This is a genomic window from Halomonas sp. HP20-15 (assembly GCF_033446685.1).
In the GTDB taxonomy this organism is placed as follows: domain Bacteria; phylum Pseudomonadota; class Gammaproteobacteria; order Pseudomonadales; family Halomonadaceae; genus Modicisalibacter.
In genome coordinates this window covers 61,816-79,089 of the sequence record NZ_JAWQLY010000005.1, presented here as the reverse complement: position 1 = coordinate 79,089, position 17,274 = coordinate 61,816, and the positions used below count along the sequence as shown (strand labels likewise).

Below are 17,274 nucleotides of genomic sequence, written 5' to 3'. Positions count from 1 at the left end.
CGTGTAATCGACCGCGCCAATGAATATCTCCCGGCCGCAGGCAGCGGCCGGATGCAGCCGAGGTGATTGATGCAACACGTCGCAATCGATGGCAAACAGGAATTCCTAGCTCAACTTCGCGAACAGCTCGCCAAGCGCCTGCCGCAGGAAAAGGTGGAAGCCGTGGCGACCTTCGCCGAGGCTTTCTATGCGAGTGCGCCGCTCGAGGATCTGCTCGAGCGTCATCTCGACGACACCTACGGGGCGACGTTGATGACCTGGCACTTCATCCAGCATCACGACCCGCGCTCACCCAAGGTGCATGTCTACAATCCCGATTTCGAAGAGCATGGCTGGCAGTCCTCGCATACGCTGATCGAGGTGCTGCACGAGGACATGCCGTTTCTGGTCGACTCGGTGCGTATCGAGCTCAATCGTCGCGGCATCACCGTACACGCCATCCATAACGCGGTGCTCGCCGTCGAGCGCGATCGCCAGCATCGCCTCAAGCGGACCGCCTCGCCGCGCGACAAGGATGCGCCGCAGGGGCGTGAATCGATCATGGTCATCGAGATCGATCGCCATTCGGAGGCCTCGGTACTCGAGGATATCGAGGCGAGCCTGCGCGACGTGCTGATCGACGTGAGAACCGCGATCGAGGACTTCGATCCCATGCAGGCGCGGGTCGGGGAAGCCCTGGACGAGATCAGGGCGACGCGCCCCAGTCAGGTCAGCAAGGAGGATCACAGCGAAGCCATCGCTTTCCTCGAGTGGCTGCAGAAGGACAACTTCACCTTCCTCGGCTACGACGAGTACGAGGTTATCGACAAGCAGGGCCGGCAGGAATTGCAGCGCGTCAAAGGCAGCGAACTGGGGGTGTTCAAGCTCGACCAGCCACGTTACCAGGAGCGCATCCGTAGCGATCAAGGCATCGAGGACGATCACTACGTATTGATTCCCCAGCTTCTGACCTTCGCCAAGAGTGCCTACCATGCGCGTATCCATCGTCCCGCCTACCCGGACTACATTGCCATCGAGCGCTACGACGAGAACGGCAACGTAATCGGCGAGCGGCGCTTCATCGGACTCTATGCCGCGGTGATTTACAACGATTCACCGCGCCACATTCCGGTGCTGCGCAGAAAGATTCAGGCGGTGCTGGATGCCTCCGGCGTCAACCCTAAGGGCCACAACGGCAAGCACCTGCTGCAGATCCTCGAGGTCTACCCGCGCGACGACCTGTTCCAGATCAGCGCCGACGAACTGACCAAGACGGCACTGGGTATCCTCAACATTCGCGAGCGCCGCCGGGTGCGCTTGTTCGTGCGCGAGGATCGCTTCGGTCACTTCTATTCCTGCCTGGTCTTCGTGCCGCGCGACGTATTCTCCACCGACCTGCGGATACGTATCCAGAACCTGCTCTGCGAGGAACTCGACGCCACCTTCGGCGACTTCAATACCTATCTGTCGGAATCGGTGCTGGCACGCATCCAGTTCATCCTGCGCTTCAATGGCGACAGCCCGACCGATTACGACCTGCGCAAGCTCGAGAACAAGATCGCCGGGCTGGCCCGCAGTTGGCGCGACGATCTGCATAACGCCCTGGTCGAGGGGGTCGGCGAAGAGCAGGCCAACTGGCTGATGGATCGCTACCGCGACGCTTTCCCGAGCAGTTATCGCGAGGACTTCACGGCGCGCACCGCCGTCTATGACCTGCAGCACATTGGCGAGATCGACGAGGGCGCGCCGGTCGCGCTGAGCCTCTACCGGCTGGTCGAGAAGGACGCCGACGGGGTCAATCTCAAGCTGTTCCACGGCGATTCGCCGATTCCGCTTTCCGACGTCTTGCCGATGATGGAAAACCTGGGACTGCGGGTCCTGGGCGAGCGCCCTTACGGTATTCACCGTGCGGACAAGGCATTCTGGATCCATGACTTCACGCTCGAGCATCACGGTCGCGAAGTCGTCAACCTGCAGGACATGCGCGACATCTTCATCGATGCCTTCAAGCGCATCTGGACCGGCGAGGCCGAGAACGACCCGTTCAACCGCTTGATCATCGCCGCCAATCTCGACTGGCGCGAGGTCGCGATACTGCGTGCCTATGCCCGCTACCTCAAGCAGATCCGCTTCGGCCTGTCGCAGCTGTATATCGCCAATACGCTGACTAGCCATCCTGAGATCACGCGCGAACTGATTCACCTGTTCGAGTTGCGCTTCGACCCGCAGGGCGAGCAGCAGGCCGAGCAGATCGATGCCAGCGTCGAGCGATTGACACAGATGCTCGACAGCGTCGCGAGCCTCAACGACGACCTGCTGCTGCGTCGCTACATCGACCTGATCCAGGCCACCTTGCGTACCAATTACTACCAGCGCGATGTCAATGGCGAGGTCAAGGACTACATCTCTTTCAAGCTCGATCCGACGCGCGTACCGAACATGCCCAAGCCGCGTCCGCGCTTCGAGATCTTCGTCTATTCACCGCGTGTCGAAGGCGTCCACCTGCGTGGCGGCAAGGTCGCCCGTGGCGGGCTGCGCTGGTCGGACCGGCATGAGGATTTCCGTACCGAGATCCTCGGTCTGGTCAAGGCCCAGCAGGTCAAGAACGCCGTCATCGTCCCGGTGGGCGCCAAGGGCGGCTTCGTCTGCAAGCGGATGCCCGACACCGCCGACCGCGACGCGATCCAGAAAGAAGGCATTGCCTGCTACCAGATATTCATCCGCGCGCTGCTCGACATCACCGACAACCTCGATGGTGGCGAGGTCGTCGTGCCGCGCGACGTGGTAAGGCACGACGACGACGATCCCTATCTGGTCGTCGCCGCCGACAAGGGCACGGCGACCTTCTCGGATATCGCCAACGAAATATCGCTGGATTATGGTCATTGGCTGGGCGACGCCTTCGCCTCGGGCGGCGCCAATGGCTACGACCACAAGAAGATGGCGATCACCGCCCGCGGCGCCTGGGAATCGGTCAAGCGCCACTTCCGCGAGCTGGGGCTGGATACCCAGCAGGACCCCTTCAGCGTGCTGGGGATCGGTGACATGGCCGGCGACGTATTCGGCAACGGCATGCTGCTGTCCGACCGCATCCGGTTGGTCGGCGCCTTCAACCACCTGCATATCTTCGTCGACCCCGATCCCGACCCGGGTAAGTCCTTCGAGGAGCGTAAGCGGCTGTTCAATCAGGCGCGCTCCAGTTGGGAGGATTACGATGCCTCGCTGATCTCGGAGGGGGGCGGCATCTTCAAGCGCAGCGCCAAGTCGATCGCCATCAGCGAGCCGATGAAGAAGGCCTTCGGCATTCAGGCCGACAAGCTTTCGCCCAACGATCTGATCAATGCCATGCTCAAGGCCCAGGTCGACCTGATCTGGAACGGCGGCATCGGCACCTACGTCAAATCCAGCCAGGAAAGCCACGCCGACGTCGGCGACAAGGCCAACGACGGCCTGCGCGTCAACGGTGACGAACTCAACTGCCGGGTGGTCGGTGAGGGGGGCAACCTCGGCCTGACCCAGCGTGGCCGCATGCAAGCCGCGCTGCGCGGCGTGCGCGTCAACACCGACTTCATCGATAACGCCGGTGGGGTCAACTGCTCGGACCATGAGGTCAACATCAAGATCCTGCTCGACGACATCGTCAAGCGCGGCGACATGACCGACAAGCAGCGCAACGCGCTGTTGGCCGAAATGACCGAGGAGGTCGCCGAGCTGGTGATTCGCGACAATTACCGCCAGACCCAGGCGCTGTCGCTGTCCGAACGGCTGTCGAAAGAGGGAATGGGGCCCTATCGGCGCTTCATCAATGAACTCGAGGCCAGCGGGCATCTCGATCGCGAGCTCGAATCCCTGCCCAGCGACGAAGCGCTGCTCGAACGCTCCAACAACGAGGAAGGGCTGACGCTGCCCGAGCTCTCGGTGCTGATCTCCTATGCCAAGAGTACCCTCAAGGACGACCTGATCGCCTCCGAGGTGCCCGACGATCCGTACATCCAGTGCCACCTCGAGCGCGCTTTCCCCAAGACCTTGGTCGAGCGTTTCCACGACGACATGTACGGTCATCGTCTCAAGCGTGAGATCGTTGCCACGCAGATCGCCAACGACCTGGTCGATCACATGGGCATCGTCTTCTCCCGGCGGCTGATCGATACCACCGGGGCCAGCCGGGCGGATATCGCACGGGCCTACGTGATCGCCCGCGACAGCTTCAACCTCGAGGGGCTGTGGCAGCAGATCGAAGCGCTGGACAATCGCGTCGACAGCGGCATCCAGTATCAGATGATGCTCGACCTGATGCGCCTGATTCGGCGTGCGACACGCTGGTTCCTGCGTCAGCGCAGCAGCCTCTCGGTCAATGAGAGTATCGAACACTTCGCGCCGCGCCTTTCGCAGCTTCAGGAGAGCATCGGCAAGCGTCTGCGCGGCCAGGAACTCGATATCTGGCAGGAGCGCCGCGACGAACTCACCTCGGCCGGCGTACCCAAGTCGTTGGCCAATATCGTCGCCGCCACCGGTAACCTGTTCGCCGGGTTGGGCATCATCGAAGCGGCCAAGCAGACCGACGAGAAGATCCAGCGAGTCGCCGAACTCTACTACGAGATCGGCCACCGCCTCGAGTTGCCATGGATGACCGAGCAGGTCGATGCCCTCAAGGTGCGCGACAGCTGGCAGGCCCAGGCCCGCGAGGCCTTCCGCGACGACCTCGATCGCCAACAGCTGGCGCTGACCGTCAGCGTAGTCAGAATGGCCGAGGGGCCGCGCGATGTGGAGCCGCGTGTCGACCAGTGGCTGGCGCGGCATGCCGATCTCCACGAGCGCTGGTGCGGGCTGGTCAACGAAGTGCGCGGCGGCACCCAGGGCGGCTATCCGCTGTTTGCCGTGGCGATACGTGAGCTGGTCGACCTTGCCGAGAGCAACGGAGAGAGCTAATCGCGTAATATCCCTAGGCTGGATCGCGGCGGCGGCGCGCAGTGTGCGTCGTCGCCGCCTTGCTTGTGAGGTATACTCCCGGCGCCTTTCGCCCCGCCGCTGCCGAGGAGCCCGATGTACGCGCTCGCCCGTTCCCTGTTGTTCCGACTGGACCCTGAAACCGCCCATGGCGTCTCGTTACGCGCCCTGGAGCTGATCCATCGACTGCACCTGCAAGGACTGCTCGGCGCCGGAGAGTCGCTCGACGACCCCTGCGAACTGATGGGGTTGCGCTTCGCCAATCGGGTCGGTTTGGCAGCAGGGCTCGACAAGAATGCCGATCATCTCGACGCATTGGGCGCACTGGGTTTCGGTTTCGTCGAGGTCGGAACCGTCACGCCCCGGCCTCAGCCCGGCAATCCGCGGCCACGGCTCTTCCGATTGCCCGAACAGCAGGCAATCATCAATCGCATGGGATTCAACAATGCCGGGGTCGACCGGCTCGTCGCCAATGTGCGCAAGAGTCGTTACGCGGGCGTGATCGGCATCAATATCGGCAAGAATCTGACGACTCCGGTCGAGCGGGCGGTCGACGACTATCTCGTGTGCCTGGAGCGTGTGCACGCGTGCGCGGACTACATTACCGTCAACATTTCTTCGCCCAATACGCCGGGACTTCGCGACCTGCAGCTCGGCGAGCACCTCGATGGCTTGCTCGCTCCGTTGCGCAAACGCTGCAACCAACTCGATGAACAGGCGGGGCGTCGCGTGCCGCTGGCGGTCAAGATTGCTCCAGACATGGAGGACGCGGCCATCGGCCTGGTGGCTGAAGCGCTCGCGCGCAATGCCATCGATGCAGTGATCGCGACCAACACCACGATCGCCCGCGACGCGGTGACGGGCTTGCCGCACGCCGATGAGCAGGGCGGGCTTTCCGGGCGCCCGGTATTCGCCGCATCGAATCGTGTCGTCGCGGCGTTGCGTCGCTACCTGCCCGACATGCCGATCATCGGGGTGGGAGGCATTACTAACGGCGAAGAGGCGCTGGCCAAGCGTGAGGCGGGCGCGGATCTCGTTCAGCTCTACTCGGGTTTCGTCTACCGAGGGCCGGCGCTGGTTGTAGAGTGTCGGCGTGCGCTAAGGCGACTCGCATAGCGAGGGCGATCGCGTCGGATACTTGGGTTCTGCCGGGAACAAACAAGAAGGCCCGTCACCGAGACGGGCCTTGGAGGGTATTCTTCCTTCATTTGGGTTACATCACCATGGGGTTCTTATGGATGCCGGCTACCCCTATCATGCCGGCCCACTGATCCCCGCGACCTTCACGCCAACCGCTCATCCAGTATTCGCGTAGGTTGATATCCTGGCTGGGACAGTCGTCTCTAGAGCGACCTGTCATACCTGCCTTGTAGCCATGAATATAGGCACGCTGGAAGCGATCACGTTTCTGTCGTTTCATCGGGTGGCCTCTTATGAAGAACCGGATTTTTATTGCGAGTCATCAAACGACAACGGCCTAACCGACCTGCTTGTCGCTGCTCTAGAGCCCGCGGCAGAACGCATGCGTCATCAGTAGCTACTAAGGTAATTACTAGTCCAAAAACGTCAGTTGTGTCGAGTCGATTTTGTTACACAAACGTTACGCAAGTGAAATTAAAAGGAATATTCATTCACATGCCGACTGAGTCGTCAGTGCCAGAAACGTCGAACGATACGCTAAGGCATTTTTTTGCGACCTGCCCCAAGGGTATCGAAGCATTGCTGGCCGATGAGCTGGCCCAGTGGGGCGCCGTGGTCACCAAGCAGACCGTCGCCGGCGTGCACTTCAGTGCCGGGCTGGAAGTGGCCTATCGCGCCTGCCTATGGTCGCGACTGGCCAACCGGGTCATCCTGTGTCTGGCCCGACAGGCCGATATCGAGACACCCGAGGCGCTCAAGGCCTGTGTCGAACGGCTCGACTGGGCGAGCCAATTGCCCGCCGAGGCGACCCTTGCGGTGGATTTCCATGGCCAGTCGGCGGCGATCCGGCATACCCGTTTCGGTGCCCAGACGGTCAAGGACGGCGTCGTCGACGCCCTGCGCGATGCCGGCCGTGAGCGACCGCGGGTCGAACTGCGCGATCCCGACCTGCGACTCTACGCGCACCTGCATCGCGGACGCCTGACGCTAGGCATCGACCTGGCCGGCACCAGCCTGCATCAACGCGGTTATCGCCGCGAGCCGGGGCATGCCCCGCTCAAGGAGAATCTGGCGGCGGCGCTGTTGGTGCGTGCCGACTGGCCGGCCCGCGCCAAGCGCGGCGAGCCGCTGGTCGATCCGCTGTGCGGCTCGGGTACGCTGGTGATCGAGGCGGCGATGATGGCCGCCGACGTCGCTCCCAACCTCAACCGGCAACGCTTCGGCCTGCATGGCTGGGCAGGCCATGACGAAGCGCTATGGCAGACCCTAAAGCGCGAGGCCGAGGCGCGTGCCAGTCTCGGCCGCCGGCGCATCAAGTCGCGCCTGTATGGGGTCGATCAAAGCCCGCAGGCGCTCTCCGCAGCCAAGGGCAACGCCATGCGCGCCGGCATTCCCGCGCTGGTCACTTTCGAGGGGGGCGAGGTTCGGCAACTGCGCCGCCCGACGGAGGCTGCGGGTCCGGGATTGATCATCACCAACCCGCCCTACGGCGAACGCATCGGCGAGCTGCCCGAGCTGGTGCCGCTGTACGCGACGCTCGGCGAACGGGCGCAACGTGAATTTCCCGGCTGGACCCTGGCGCTGTTTACCGGCAATCCCGATCTCGGCCACCGCACCGGGCTGCGCGCCGACAAGCAGTATGCCTTCAAGAACGGCGCCCTGGATTGCAAGCTGTTGTTGATGGCCATCGCCGAGGCGGGGGCGGATGAAAACGAATCGTCACCGGCGGCGGATCGGCGCTCGCAGGGCGCGCAGATGTTCGCCAATCGGTTGGTCAAGAATCGCAAGCGGCTGGCCAAGTGGCTCAAGCGAAGCGGCGAGCAATGCTACCGGCTCTATGACGCCGATATGCCCGAATACGCGATGGCCATCGATGTCTACGCCGAACGCGTGCATGTGCAGGAGTACGCGCCGCCGAAATCGGTCGAGCCGGCCCAGGCCCAGCGGCGGCTGATGGAGGCGCTGAGCGTACTGCCCGAAGTGCTCGAGGTGCGCGCCGAACGCATTCACCTCAAACAGCGCGAACGCCAGGCCGGCAAGGCTCAATACCAGAAACGCGATTCCAGCGGCGAGCGCTTTGAGGTCGGCGAGGGTAGCGCCCGGTTATGGGTCAATCTGCGCGATTACCTGGATACCGGGCTGTTCCTCGATCACCGGCCGGTGCGCCGGATGATCGCCGAGATGGCGGGCGGCAAGCGCTTTCTCAACCTGTTCTGCTATACCGGAGCGGCGACCGTCCATGCCGCGTTGGGCGGCGCCACGGACAGCGTCAGCGTCGACCTGTCCAACACCTACCTCGATTGGGCGCGCGACAACCTGGCGCTCAACCGGCTCGATCCGTCGCGTCATCGGGTCGTTCGTGACGATTGCCTGCACTGGCTGGAAACCGCCGAGAGCCGGTTCGATCTGATCTTTCTCGACCCGCCGACCTTCTCGAATTCCAAGCGCATGGAGGCGACGCTGGATATTCAGCGCGATCACCCGCGGCTGGTCGAACTGGCCATGGCACGGCTGGCAGCGGGTGGTACGCTGATCTTCTCCAACAATCAGCGCCGCTTTCGGCTCGATGAGCGACTCGCCGAACGCTTCGTCGTGCAGGACATCACCACACGTACCTACGATCCCGATTTCCAGCGGCGCCCCGATCTACACCATTGTTTCCTGATTCGCCATCGTGAAGGCGGCGAGTGAGGGCCATTCGAAGGACTACTCGAGCAGCGAGAGCTGGCGAACGGCGTCGCGGCCCTCGGGACTGTCGTCCTGGGTCTCGAGCACCTTGCGAAAGCCCCGCGAGCGTTGGATATGGTCGACGTCGTCGAGCCACATCTGGGCCTGCTCGTGGCTCTCGGCCAGCTGGTGCTTGAGGCCGCCGAACTGGGTGCCGATCTGGCCCCAGGCGCGACTGAATATCCAGTCGCCGAACATGTCCTGATGGATGTGCACCAGCACATAGTCATGAGGGCTTTCCCAGCGGACGATCACGGCGGCTCCAGAGTCGATGGCAGAGAGTCGATGGCGGCTTGTCGCGCCCGGTCGCCCGGCCTAAGATGGCTGGCGATCGAGGCGCCATCATTGTAGCGGCCCGCTAGCCGGGAACAAGGAGCGAGCAGCATGCGCATTCTAGCCGACCAGAACATTCCGCTGGTCGATGAGTTCTTCGGCGAGCTGGGCGAGATTCGCCGGCTGCCCGGCCGCGAAATCGACGCCCAGGCGGTGGCCGGTTGCGACATCCTGCTGGTGCGTTCGATTACCCGGGTCGACGCCGCGCTGCTGGCCGGTTCGCCGGTTCGCTTCGTGGGTACCTGCACGATCGGCACCGACCACATCGATCTGGATTATCTGCACGAACGGCGTATCGGTTTCGCCAGTGCACCGGGCTGCAACGCCGACTCGGTGGTCGATTACGTGCTGTCCAGCCTGTCGATGCTGGCCGAGGAGCGGGACTACCGGCTCGACCGTTGCACCATCGGCATCGTCGGCGCGGGGAACGTCGGTGGACGGCTGTGGCGGCGTCTGGCCGAGCTGGGCGCTCGTTGCCTGGTCTGCGATCCGCCGCGCGCGCTCGCCGAAGGCCGCGATGATTTCGTCGATCTCGATACCTTGCTCGACGAGGCCGATATCGTCTGCCTGCACACGCCCTTGGTGACGACGGGCGATCATCCGACGCGTCACCTGCTCGATGCGCGGCGTATCGCCGCGCTGCGCCCGGGGACGGTGCTGCTCAATGCCGGTCGTGGCGACTGTCTCGATGGCCGCGCGCTGTATGAGCGGCTGGCCGAACACGGCGACCTGAATACGGTCCTCGATGTCTGGGAAAACGAGCCGGCCATCGACGAGGCGCTTTACTCGCTGGTCGACATCGCCACGCCGCACATTGCCGGCTATAGCCTCGACGGCAAGATGCGTGGCACCGAGCTGGTCTACCAGGCGATCATGCGTCACTACGGGCTGCCGGTGCGGCGCAAGCTCGGTCAGATCAAGCCCGAGCCATGGCTGCGCAAGCTGGTGCTTACCGGTTGGGCGCCGCCCGAAGAGGCGCTGTCGCTGTGCGTTCGAGCCTGCTACGACGTACGTCGTGACATGGTCGGCTTCGAACGCTACCGGCGGCGCCTGGGCATGGCGCAGGCGTTCGATCGCTACCGTGCCGAATACCCGGTGCGGCGCGAGTTCTCCACGCTGCGTGTCGACCTCAAGAAGAACAACAACGACCTGCGTGAGGCGCTCGAGCGCTTCGGCTTCAAGGTCAGGTTGGCCAACAAGCAGTGAACGAAGGCGATTTTGAGCGTCCATGAGAAAGCCCCGGCATTGCCGGGGCTTTCGTCATACAGGGCGGCCGCTATAGGCAGCGCGGCCTCGTTGTCACTGGCGGTAGGCCGATTCCTTGAGTGCCCGGATACGGTCGTCGAGCGGCGGGTGACTGGCGAACAGGCGTTCCATGAGCTTGCGGGTCTGTCCGGTGGTGATGGCGAAGGCGGTCAGCGTTTCGGGCATCTGGTCGGGCAACTGGGTTTCCGCCTTGAGCCGGGCCAGGGCATTGATCATCGCGCCGCTGCCGGCCAGCTTGGCGCCGGCGGCGTCGGCACGGTATTCGCGGAAGCGCGAGAACCAGGCGACGATGATCGAGGCGGCCAGGCCGAAGACGATCTCGGCGACGATGACCACCACGAAATAGCCCATGAATCCCAGCCCGCCGTTGTCGTCGCGGCGCAGGAAGCTATCGACCAGTTGGGCGACGACCCGCGCGAAGAACATCACGAAGGTGTTGAGCACGCCCTGGATCAGCGCCAGGGTGACCATGTCGCCATTGGCCACGTGGCCGATCTCGTGCGCGAGCACGGCGCGGATCTCTTCCGGACGCATCCGCGCGAGCAGCCCTTCGGACACCGCAACCAGCGCATCGTCCCTCTTCCAGCCGGTGGCGAAGGCGTTGGACTGCTGGGCCGGGAATATCGCCACCTCGGGCATCTTGATACCGGCGTCACGGGCCAGCTCGGCGACGGTGTCGAGCAGCCAGCGCTCGTCGGCATTGCGCGGCTGGCCGATGACGTGGGCGCGGGTGCTCATCTTGGCCATCTTCTTCGACAGCAGTAGCGAGATCAGCGAGCCGGCCATGCCGAACACGAAGCAGAAGACCAGCAGGCTGTTCATGTTCAGCCCGTTGGCGTTGAGGTAGGGCTCGACGCCGAGCAGGCGCAGGGTAATGCTGGCCACCAGCACCACCGCCAGGTTGGTGGCCAGGAACAGGATGATACGCATCATGGGGCGAATCCTCAGCAGTCGGGGATCGGGTGTTTCGGGATGTTATTGACTGGTTAGATTGGTCGCGGGCGCCCGGGTTTCAAGCGCCCGACGAATGTTATTGCACGGTCGTCGTGTCCAAGACGCTTACTGCCGATAGCGGCTCAGAAAGCGCGCGAACCGCTCCAGGGCGTCGTCCAGCTGTTCCGCCCAGGGCAGGGTGACGATGCGCACATGGTCCGGGTCGGGCCAGTTGAAAGCCGTGCCCTGCACGAGCAGGATCTTTTCCTGCAGCAGCAGGTCGAGGACCAGTTTCTCGTCGTCCTGGATGTTGAACACCTTCGGGTCGAGCCGCGGGAAGGCATACAGCGCGCCCTTGGGCTTGGTGCAGGAAACCCCGGGAATGGCGTTGAGCTTCTCGTAGGTGATGTCGCGCTGCGCGCGCAGCCGTCCGCCGGGCAACACCAGGTCGTTGATCGACTGGTAGCCGCCGAGTGCGGTCTGGATGGCGTGCTGGGCCGGCACGTTGGCGCACAGGCGCATCGAGGCGAGCATGTTGAGACCCTGGATGAAGTCCGCGGCGCGCTGCTTGCCCAGCCCCCCGGAAAGGATCATCCAGCCCGAACGGAAGCCGGCGCAGCGATAGCTCTTGGACAGGCCGTTCATAGTCACCACCAGTTGCTCGTCGCTGGCCAGCGCGCCGGTCGAGACGTGTTCCGCGTCGTCGTAGAGGATCTTGTCGTAGATCTCGTCGGAGAACACCACCAGGTCGTGCTGGCGGGCGATGGCCAATAGCTCCTTGACCACCTCGGGCGGGTAGACCGCACCGGTGGGGTTGTTGGGGTTGATCAGTACCAAGGCGCGGGTATGGCTGGTGATCTTGTCGCGCAGATCGGCCAGGTCCGGCGCCCAGTCGGCCTGCTCGTCGCACAGGTAGTGGACCGGGCGGCCGCCGGACAGGTTGGCGGCGGCGGTCCAGAGCGGATAGTCGGGGGCCGGTATCAGCACCTCGTCGCCATCGTTGAGCAGCGCCTGCATGGCCATCACGATCAATTCGGAGACGCCGTTGCCGACGAAGATGTCCTCGATGCCGACGCCGGGTATGGCCTTGCGCTGACACTCCTGCATGATCGCCTTGCGCGCCGAGTACAGCCCCTTGGAATCGCAGTAGCCCTGAGCGGTGGGCAGGTTGCGCATCACGTCCTGGAGGATCTCCTCGGGGGCCTCGAAGCCAAACGGCGCGGGGTTGCCGATGTTGAGCTTGAGGATGCGCTGGCCTTCGTCCTCGAGCCGCTTGGCATGATCGAGGACCGGGCCGCGGATGTCGTAACAGACGTTGTCGAGCTTGTGCGATTTGCGGATCGGTTTGAGGGTCGTGTCCATGGAGTGTCCGTTGGCGACTGGAGCGCGGGGTGACCAGTTGCGGGGCGAATGTCGGATTCTCGGGCATCGTCCGGTGGGCCTGTCGGCACCGGGCGCAGCCCAGCATAACCCGCCGCGCTGATCGGCAAAAGCGCCTGCGAACCTAGCTCTCGAGCCGCGCCTGGGCCGGGTCAGGAAGGGGTGTCTTCGACGGGCGTTTCGGCGCCCGCTGCGACGATATCGGCGGGAGTTTCCAGCGTCACCCGGCCGAGCTTGCCGTCACGCAACTCGTGCAGCAACACCTCGGCGCCGCGATGCATGTCGACTTCGCCGCCGGCTCGTAGACCGCCACGCTTGCCGGCAATTGCCTTGACGATGGCCTGGCCGTCGTACCCGGCCAGCGCCATAAGGTCGAGTGCCGGCCCGCCATCGACCTCGACGGTGGCCGCCTGGGGATCGGGCGCGTAGCTCGGCAGTGCCTTGAGCTTGAAGCGAGCGCTCAGGGCGTCGGGGTAACGTTTGGCCAGCTCGGCGGCGGTGATCACCGCGACCTCCAGGTAGTCGATCGCGGTGTCGCGTATCGCGCCGCTGGCGGCCAGGCGATAGGCACTGGCTTGGTTCTCGATCTTCGGCCACAGCACCCCGGGGGTATCGATCAGGGCGATGCGTCCCTCGATGCGGATGCGCTGCTGGCGCTTGGTAACCGCCGGCTCGTTGCCGGTCTTGGCGATCTTGCGACCGGCAAGCCCGTTGATCAGGGTCGACTTGCCGACGTTGGGAATGCCCATGACCATCACGCGCACGTCGCGGTCGGCGCGCACCTGGCCGGCCAGTTCATGACATAGCGAGGGGATGCGCTTGAGTTCGCGGGCCTGGGTCGTGGTGACCGCCAAGGCGCGCGTGTCCGGCAGGGCGTCGAAGTATTCGACCCACTCGGCGGTGCGTGTCGGGTCGGCCAGGTCGGCCCGCGAGAGAATCTTGAGTACCGGTTTGTGCTCGGTGAGTTCGGCGAGCATGGGATTGGCGCTGGAGTAGGGCAGGCGGGCGTCGAGCACCTCGAGCACCACGTCGATCTCGGGCAGCGCCTCCTTGATCTGGCGGCGCGCCTTGTTCATGTGTCCCGGATACCAGCCGAGCATTGTCGTCCCCTATGCAGTGTTCTATGCGATGAAATTAAATCGGCGCCTATCTTACCAGACCTGGCTTGTCGGCCGGATCTAGAAAGGGGCTCGCCGAAACGGGCGAGTCGCCAAGGCGCCGCAGGCAGAGAACGATAAGCGGGCGCCCGGGGAGGGCGCCTTACGGGGGATCACTCGTCAGGGTGGAAGTCCAACGCCACCGAATTGATGCAATAGCGCTGCCCGGTGGTCTGCGGCGGGCCATCGGGAAAGACGTGACCCAGGTGAGCGTCGCAATGCGAGCAGACGACTTCGGTGCGGCGCATGCCGTGGGACTCGTCGAAATGCTCCTCGACCGAGCCCTTGCCGAGCGGGCGGTCGAAGCTCGGCCAGCCGCAACCGGAATCGAACTTGTGTTCGTTCTCGAACAGTGCCGCGCCACAGCAGACACAGTGGTAGATGCCCTGTTGGTCGCTGACCTCATGATCGCCACTGAACGGCGGCTCGGTGCCTTTTTCGCGCATCACCCGGTATTGTTCCTGGGTCAGTTGCTGGCGCCATTCGGCGTCGCTTTTCTGCAGTTTGTTGCGCATGCCTTCCTCCTAGCGCGGTATCCGATGTTCCGATCATCATGAGACAACAGACGGGGCTAGATATGCCAGCCTCGCGACCGGTTTCGTCGAATTACAGCATAGTCGCCCCATTGCGCGACGGCGGCTTGACACCCCCGGGCGGGCTAATTAATATACGCGCCACCTCGACGAGGCAGGCATGCGTCCCATTCGTCTAGTGGTCCAGGACACCGCCCTTTCACGGCGGTAACAGGGGTTCGAACCCCCTATGGGACGCCACTTCCTCGCAGGTGTTCGGAGTCGGTGAAAAAACAGTGCGGGAATAGCTCAGTGGTAGAGCATCGCCTTGCCAAGGCGAGGGTCGCGAGTTCGAATCTCGTTTCCCGCTCCAGTTTTTGCTGCGACTAAGGAGCCAAGGCGACAGGGTCGCGAGCTGGTGTGCCAGCCCAGTCGATCTCGTTTCCCGCTCCAGCGTTCGCTAATGTGTCCCGTTCGTCTAGTGGCCTAGGACACTGCCCTTTCACGGCAGTAACAGGGGTTCGAACCCCCTACGGGACGCCATCTCCGGTCAAGCGGCATATCATATACTGCTGCAAGCAAGTTGCTTTGCGGGAATAGCTCAGTGGTAGAGCATCGCCTTGCCAAGGCGAGGGTCGGGAGTTCGAATCTCCTTTCCCGCTCCAAGCATTGATTTAGTGGGTAGGCGACGAGGGTCGCGAGCCGGTGCGCCGGTCCGATCGAATCTCCTTTCCCGCTCCATGCGTCCCATTCGTCTAGTGGTCCAGGACACCGCCCTTTCACGGCGGTAACAGGGGTTCGAACCCCCTATGGGACGCCACTTACTTGCCAAGCAGTCCTCTTCAAGCGGGAATAGCTCAGTGGTAGAGCATCGCCTTGCCAAGGCGAGGGTCGGGAGTTCGAATCTCCTTTCCCGCTCCAGTTTTTCGTTTTATAGATTGCAGCGGCCAGGGTCGCGAGCTGGAATGCCAGCCCAGTCGACCTCGTTCTTGCTCCAATCCTTCCTGTTTTTCATGGCTGCAGTGGTATCGGCGCTTGCCTAACCCGGTTGCGGCATGCGCGCTGTTGATTTTCGCTGCGGCGACCTCATGTAGTACTTCTTTGTCACGCTAATGGTTAGGCGTGCTCGACGATTGACTGACGACAGGGGCGTTCGATGGTGGAACCTGCACTTTCCATCCGTGGACTCACGAAAGTCTACGGCAATGGTTTTCATGCCCTGAAGGGAATCGATCTGGACGTTCCCGAGGGCGACTTCTTCGCATTGCTCGGGCCTAACGGGGCGGGCAAGTCCACCACCCTGGGAATCGTCTGCTCGTTGGTGCAGAAGACGGCCGGCAAGGTCTCGATCTACGGGATCGATATCGATCGCGACTTCGCCAAGGCCAAGTATCACCTGGGGGTGGTGCCGCAAGAGTTCAATTTCTCACAGTTCGAGAAGGTCGAGGACATCATCCTCGCCCAGGCCGGCTATTACGGGATGCCGCTACGCGAGGCCAAGCCGCGTTGCGATCAGCTGCTCAAGGATCTGGGACTGTGGGACAAGCGCAATGGCCCGGCGCGCATGCTCTCCGGAGGCATGAAGCGCCGCCTGATGATCGCCCGCGCACTGATCCACCGTCCGCGCCTGTTGATCCTCGACGAGCCCACGGCCGGCGTGGATATCGAGTTGCGGCGCAGCATGTGGGAATACATGCGGCGGATCAACCGCGAGGAGGGCACCACCATCATTCTCACCACGCATTACCTCGAAGAGGCCGAAAGCCTGTGCCGCAACATCGCCATCATCAACAATGGCGAGATCGTCAAGAACACCTCGGTACGCGACCTATTGACCGAACTCGATACCGAAACCTTCCTGCTTGATCTGGCGCGGCCGATCGACGCCGCACCGACCCTCGAGGGCTTCGAGATCGAACGGGTCGAGGCCTCGCAGCTGTCGCTCGGTCTGTACAAGGGGCAGCGCCTCAATGACGCCTTCACGCAGCTCACGGCTCAGGGCATCGAGGTCGTCTCGATGCGCAACCGGGCCAACCGGCTCGAGGAGCTGTTCGTGTCGATGGTCGAACATGACAACGCCACGCCGCGTCCGGCCAAGGCCGCCAGCGAGGAGGTCGCTAAATGAACCCCCGTCAGATTTTGGTCTCGCTGTGGACGCTGGTGGTCAAGGAGGTGCGCCGTTTCACGCGCATCTGGCCGCAGACGCTGCTGCCGCCGTCGATCACCATGACCATGTATTTCATTATCTTCGGCAACCTGATCGGCTCGCGCATCGGCGAGATGGACGGTTTCAGCTACATGGCGTACATCGTCCCGGGGCTGATCATGATGTCGGTGATCACCAACAGCTATTCCAACGTCGCGTCCTCGTTCTTCTCCAATAAGTTTCAGCGCTCGATCGAGGAGATGATGGTCTCGCCGATGCCCAACTGGGTGATCCTCGCCGGCTTCGTGCTTGGCGGTATGGCGCGCGGGCTGGGCGTAGGGGTGATCGTTACCGCTGTCTCGTTCTTCTTCACGGATCTGACGATCCATCATCCGCTGGTGACGCTCGGCGTGGTGATCATGACCGCCGCGCTGTTTTCCATCGGCGGCTTCGTCAACGCGTTGCTGGCACACAAGTTCGACGACATCTCGATCGTGCCGATCTTCGTGCTGACGCCGCTGACCTACCTGGGAGGCGTGTTCTACTCGATCGACATGCTGCCGGACTTCTGGCAGGGCGTATCGATGGTCAATCCCATCCTGTACATGGTCAACGCCTTCCGCTACGGGATCCTCGGCGTGTCCGATATTCCGGTGGCCGGGGCGCTGGTCGCCATCGCGGTCTTCATCGTGGCGTTCTTCACGTTGGCATTGTGGATGCTGGAACGCGGCAAAGGCATACGCAGCTGAGGTGG

At 63.2% G+C, this 17,274-nt stretch carries 12 protein-coding genes and 6 tRNA genes; 12 read left to right on the top strand and 6 right to left on the bottom strand.

The features are described from left to right. The first annotated feature begins 69 nt into the window (after window positions 1-69). Window positions 70-4,908, top strand: a complete 4,839-nt coding sequence (locus R6258_RS08515) for an NAD-glutamate dehydrogenase (protein ID WP_318449242.1) — start codon at window positions 70-72, stop codon at window positions 4,906-4,908. A 114-nt stretch (window positions 4,909-5,022) separates the two neighbouring features. After that, entirely contained in the window at window positions 5,023-6,042 is a 1,020-nt protein-coding gene (locus R6258_RS08510) for a quinone-dependent dihydroorotate dehydrogenase (protein WP_318449241.1), read from the top strand. Between the two features lie 97 nt (window positions 6,043-6,139). Here R6258_RS08510 and rmf read toward each other — a convergent pair whose 3' ends face one another. Beyond that, window positions 6,140-6,346 carry a ribosome modulation factor gene (gene rmf, locus R6258_RS08505; protein WP_231664376.1) on the bottom strand — a complete coding sequence of 69 codons (207 nt, stop codon included), beginning with the start codon at window positions 6,344-6,346 and terminating at the stop codon, window positions 6,140-6,142. A gap of 233 nt (window positions 6,347-6,579) precedes the next feature. Here rmf and rlmKL point away from each other — a divergent pair, with 233 nt between their 5' ends. Further along, entirely contained in the window at window positions 6,580-8,757 is a 2,178-nt protein-coding gene (gene rlmKL, locus R6258_RS08500) for a bifunctional 23S rRNA (guanine(2069)-N(7))-methyltransferase RlmK/23S rRNA (guanine(2445)-N(2))-methyltransferase RlmL (RefSeq protein WP_318449240.1), read from the top strand. 15 nt (window positions 8,758-8,772) lie between these two features. Here the strand turns inward: rlmKL and R6258_RS08495 are convergent, their stop codons facing one another. Further along, entirely contained in the window at window positions 8,773-9,048 is a 276-nt protein-coding gene (locus R6258_RS08495) for a hypothetical protein (protein WP_318449239.1), read from the bottom strand. Window positions 9,049-9,177: 129 nt separating this feature from the next. On the opposite strand from R6258_RS08495, the gene pdxB reads away from it, so the two are divergent. Beyond that, window positions 9,178-10,332 carry a 4-phosphoerythronate dehydrogenase PdxB gene (pdxB, locus tag R6258_RS08490; protein ID WP_318449238.1) on the top strand — a complete coding sequence of 385 codons (1,155 nt, stop codon included), beginning with the start codon at window positions 9,178-9,180 and terminating at the stop codon, window positions 10,330-10,332. Window positions 10,333-10,425: 93 nt separating this feature from the next. On the opposite strand, the gene htpX is transcribed toward pdxB, so the two are convergent. The 4 genes from htpX to msrB all read right to left on the bottom strand — a co-directional run bounded on the left by htpX (window position 10,426) and on the right by msrB (window position 14,377). Continuing rightward, window positions 10,426-11,325 carry a protease HtpX gene (htpX, locus tag R6258_RS08485; protein WP_318449237.1) on the bottom strand — a complete coding sequence of 300 codons (900 nt, stop codon included), beginning with the start codon at window positions 11,323-11,325 and terminating at the stop codon, window positions 10,426-10,428. Window positions 11,326-11,451: 126 nt separating this feature from the next. After that, on the bottom strand, window positions 11,452-12,687 hold the full coding sequence (locus R6258_RS08480) for a pyridoxal phosphate-dependent aminotransferase (protein WP_318449236.1): 1,236 nt from the start codon (window positions 12,685-12,687) through the stop codon (window positions 11,452-11,454). 170 nt (window positions 12,688-12,857) lie between these two features. Next, window positions 12,858-13,805, bottom strand: a complete 948-nt coding sequence (ylqF, locus tag R6258_RS08475) for a ribosome biogenesis GTPase YlqF (RefSeq protein ID WP_318449235.1) — start codon at window positions 13,803-13,805, stop codon at window positions 12,858-12,860. A 170-nt stretch (window positions 13,806-13,975) separates the two neighbouring features. Then, the gene (gene msrB, locus R6258_RS08470) at window positions 13,976-14,377 is read right to left on the bottom strand and encodes a peptide-methionine (R)-S-oxide reductase MsrB (RefSeq protein WP_318449234.1); all 402 of its coding nucleotides are present in this window, start codon (window positions 14,375-14,377) and stop codon (window positions 13,976-13,978) included. A 182-nt stretch (window positions 14,378-14,559) separates the two neighbouring features. Between msrB and R6258_RS08465 the strand changes: the two genes are divergently transcribed. The 8 genes from R6258_RS08465 (at window position 14,560) to R6258_RS08430 (ending at window position 17,269) form a co-directional block, all read left to right on the top strand. Beyond that, a tRNA-Glu gene (locus R6258_RS08465) sits at window positions 14,560-14,635 on the top strand. A 37-nt stretch (window positions 14,636-14,672) separates the two neighbouring features. Continuing rightward, window positions 14,673-14,747: transfer RNA gene (locus R6258_RS08460), tRNA-Gly, on the top strand. 94 nt (window positions 14,748-14,841) lie between these two features. After that, window positions 14,842-14,917 (top strand) — tRNA-Glu (locus tag R6258_RS08455). A gap of 47 nt (window positions 14,918-14,964) precedes the next feature. Next, window positions 14,965-15,039: transfer RNA gene (locus R6258_RS08450), tRNA-Gly, on the top strand. 79 nt (window positions 15,040-15,118) lie between these two features. Further along, window positions 15,119-15,194 (top strand) — tRNA-Glu (locus R6258_RS08445). Window positions 15,195-15,220: 26 nt separating this feature from the next. After that, a tRNA-Gly gene (locus tag R6258_RS08440) sits at window positions 15,221-15,295 on the top strand. 235 nt (window positions 15,296-15,530) lie between these two features. Continuing rightward, on the top strand, window positions 15,531-16,499 hold the full coding sequence (locus R6258_RS08435) for an ABC transporter ATP-binding protein (protein ID WP_318449233.1): 969 nt from the start codon (window positions 15,531-15,533) through the stop codon (window positions 16,497-16,499). Continuing rightward, on the top strand, window positions 16,496-17,269 hold the full coding sequence (locus R6258_RS08430; RefSeq protein ID WP_318449232.1) for an ABC transporter permease: 774 nt from the start codon (window positions 16,496-16,498) through the stop codon (window positions 17,267-17,269). The genes R6258_RS08435 and R6258_RS08430 overlap by 4 nt, the downstream gene beginning before the upstream one ends. The last annotated feature ends 5 nt before the right edge of the window (window positions 17,270-17,274 follow it).

Excerpts from the sequence above, each read along its gene's own strand:
- R6258_RS08515 (WP_318449242.1), top strand. The coding sequence starts at position 70 with ATGCAACACGTCGCAATCGATGGCAAACAGGAATTCCTAGCTCAACTT.
- R6258_RS08510 (WP_318449241.1), top strand. The coding sequence starts at position 5,023 with ATGTACGCGCTCGCCCGTTCCCTGTTGTTCCGACTGGACCCTGAAACC.
- rmf (WP_231664376.1), bottom strand. The coding sequence starts at position 6,346 with ATGAAACGACAGAAACGTGATCGCTTCCAGCGTGCCTATATTCATGGC.
- pdxB (WP_318449238.1), top strand. The coding sequence starts at position 9,178 with ATGCGCATTCTAGCCGACCAGAACATTCCGCTGGTCGATGAGTTCTTC.
- htpX (WP_318449237.1), bottom strand. The coding sequence starts at position 11,325 with ATGATGCGTATCATCCTGTTCCTGGCCACCAACCTGGCGGTGGTGCTG.
- R6258_RS08480 (WP_318449236.1), bottom strand. The coding sequence starts at position 12,687 with ATGGACACGACCCTCAAACCGATCCGCAAATCGCACAAGCTCGACAAC.
- ylqF (WP_318449235.1), bottom strand. The coding sequence starts at position 13,805 with ATGCTCGGCTGGTATCCGGGACACATGAACAAGGCGCGCCGCCAGATC.
- msrB (WP_318449234.1), bottom strand. The coding sequence starts at position 14,377 with ATGCGCAACAAACTGCAGAAAAGCGACGCCGAATGGCGCCAGCAACTG.
- R6258_RS08435 (WP_318449233.1), top strand. The coding sequence starts at position 15,531 with ATGGTGGAACCTGCACTTTCCATCCGTGGACTCACGAAAGTCTACGGC.
- R6258_RS08430 (WP_318449232.1), top strand. The coding sequence starts at position 16,496 with ATGAACCCCCGTCAGATTTTGGTCTCGCTGTGGACGCTGGTGGTCAAG.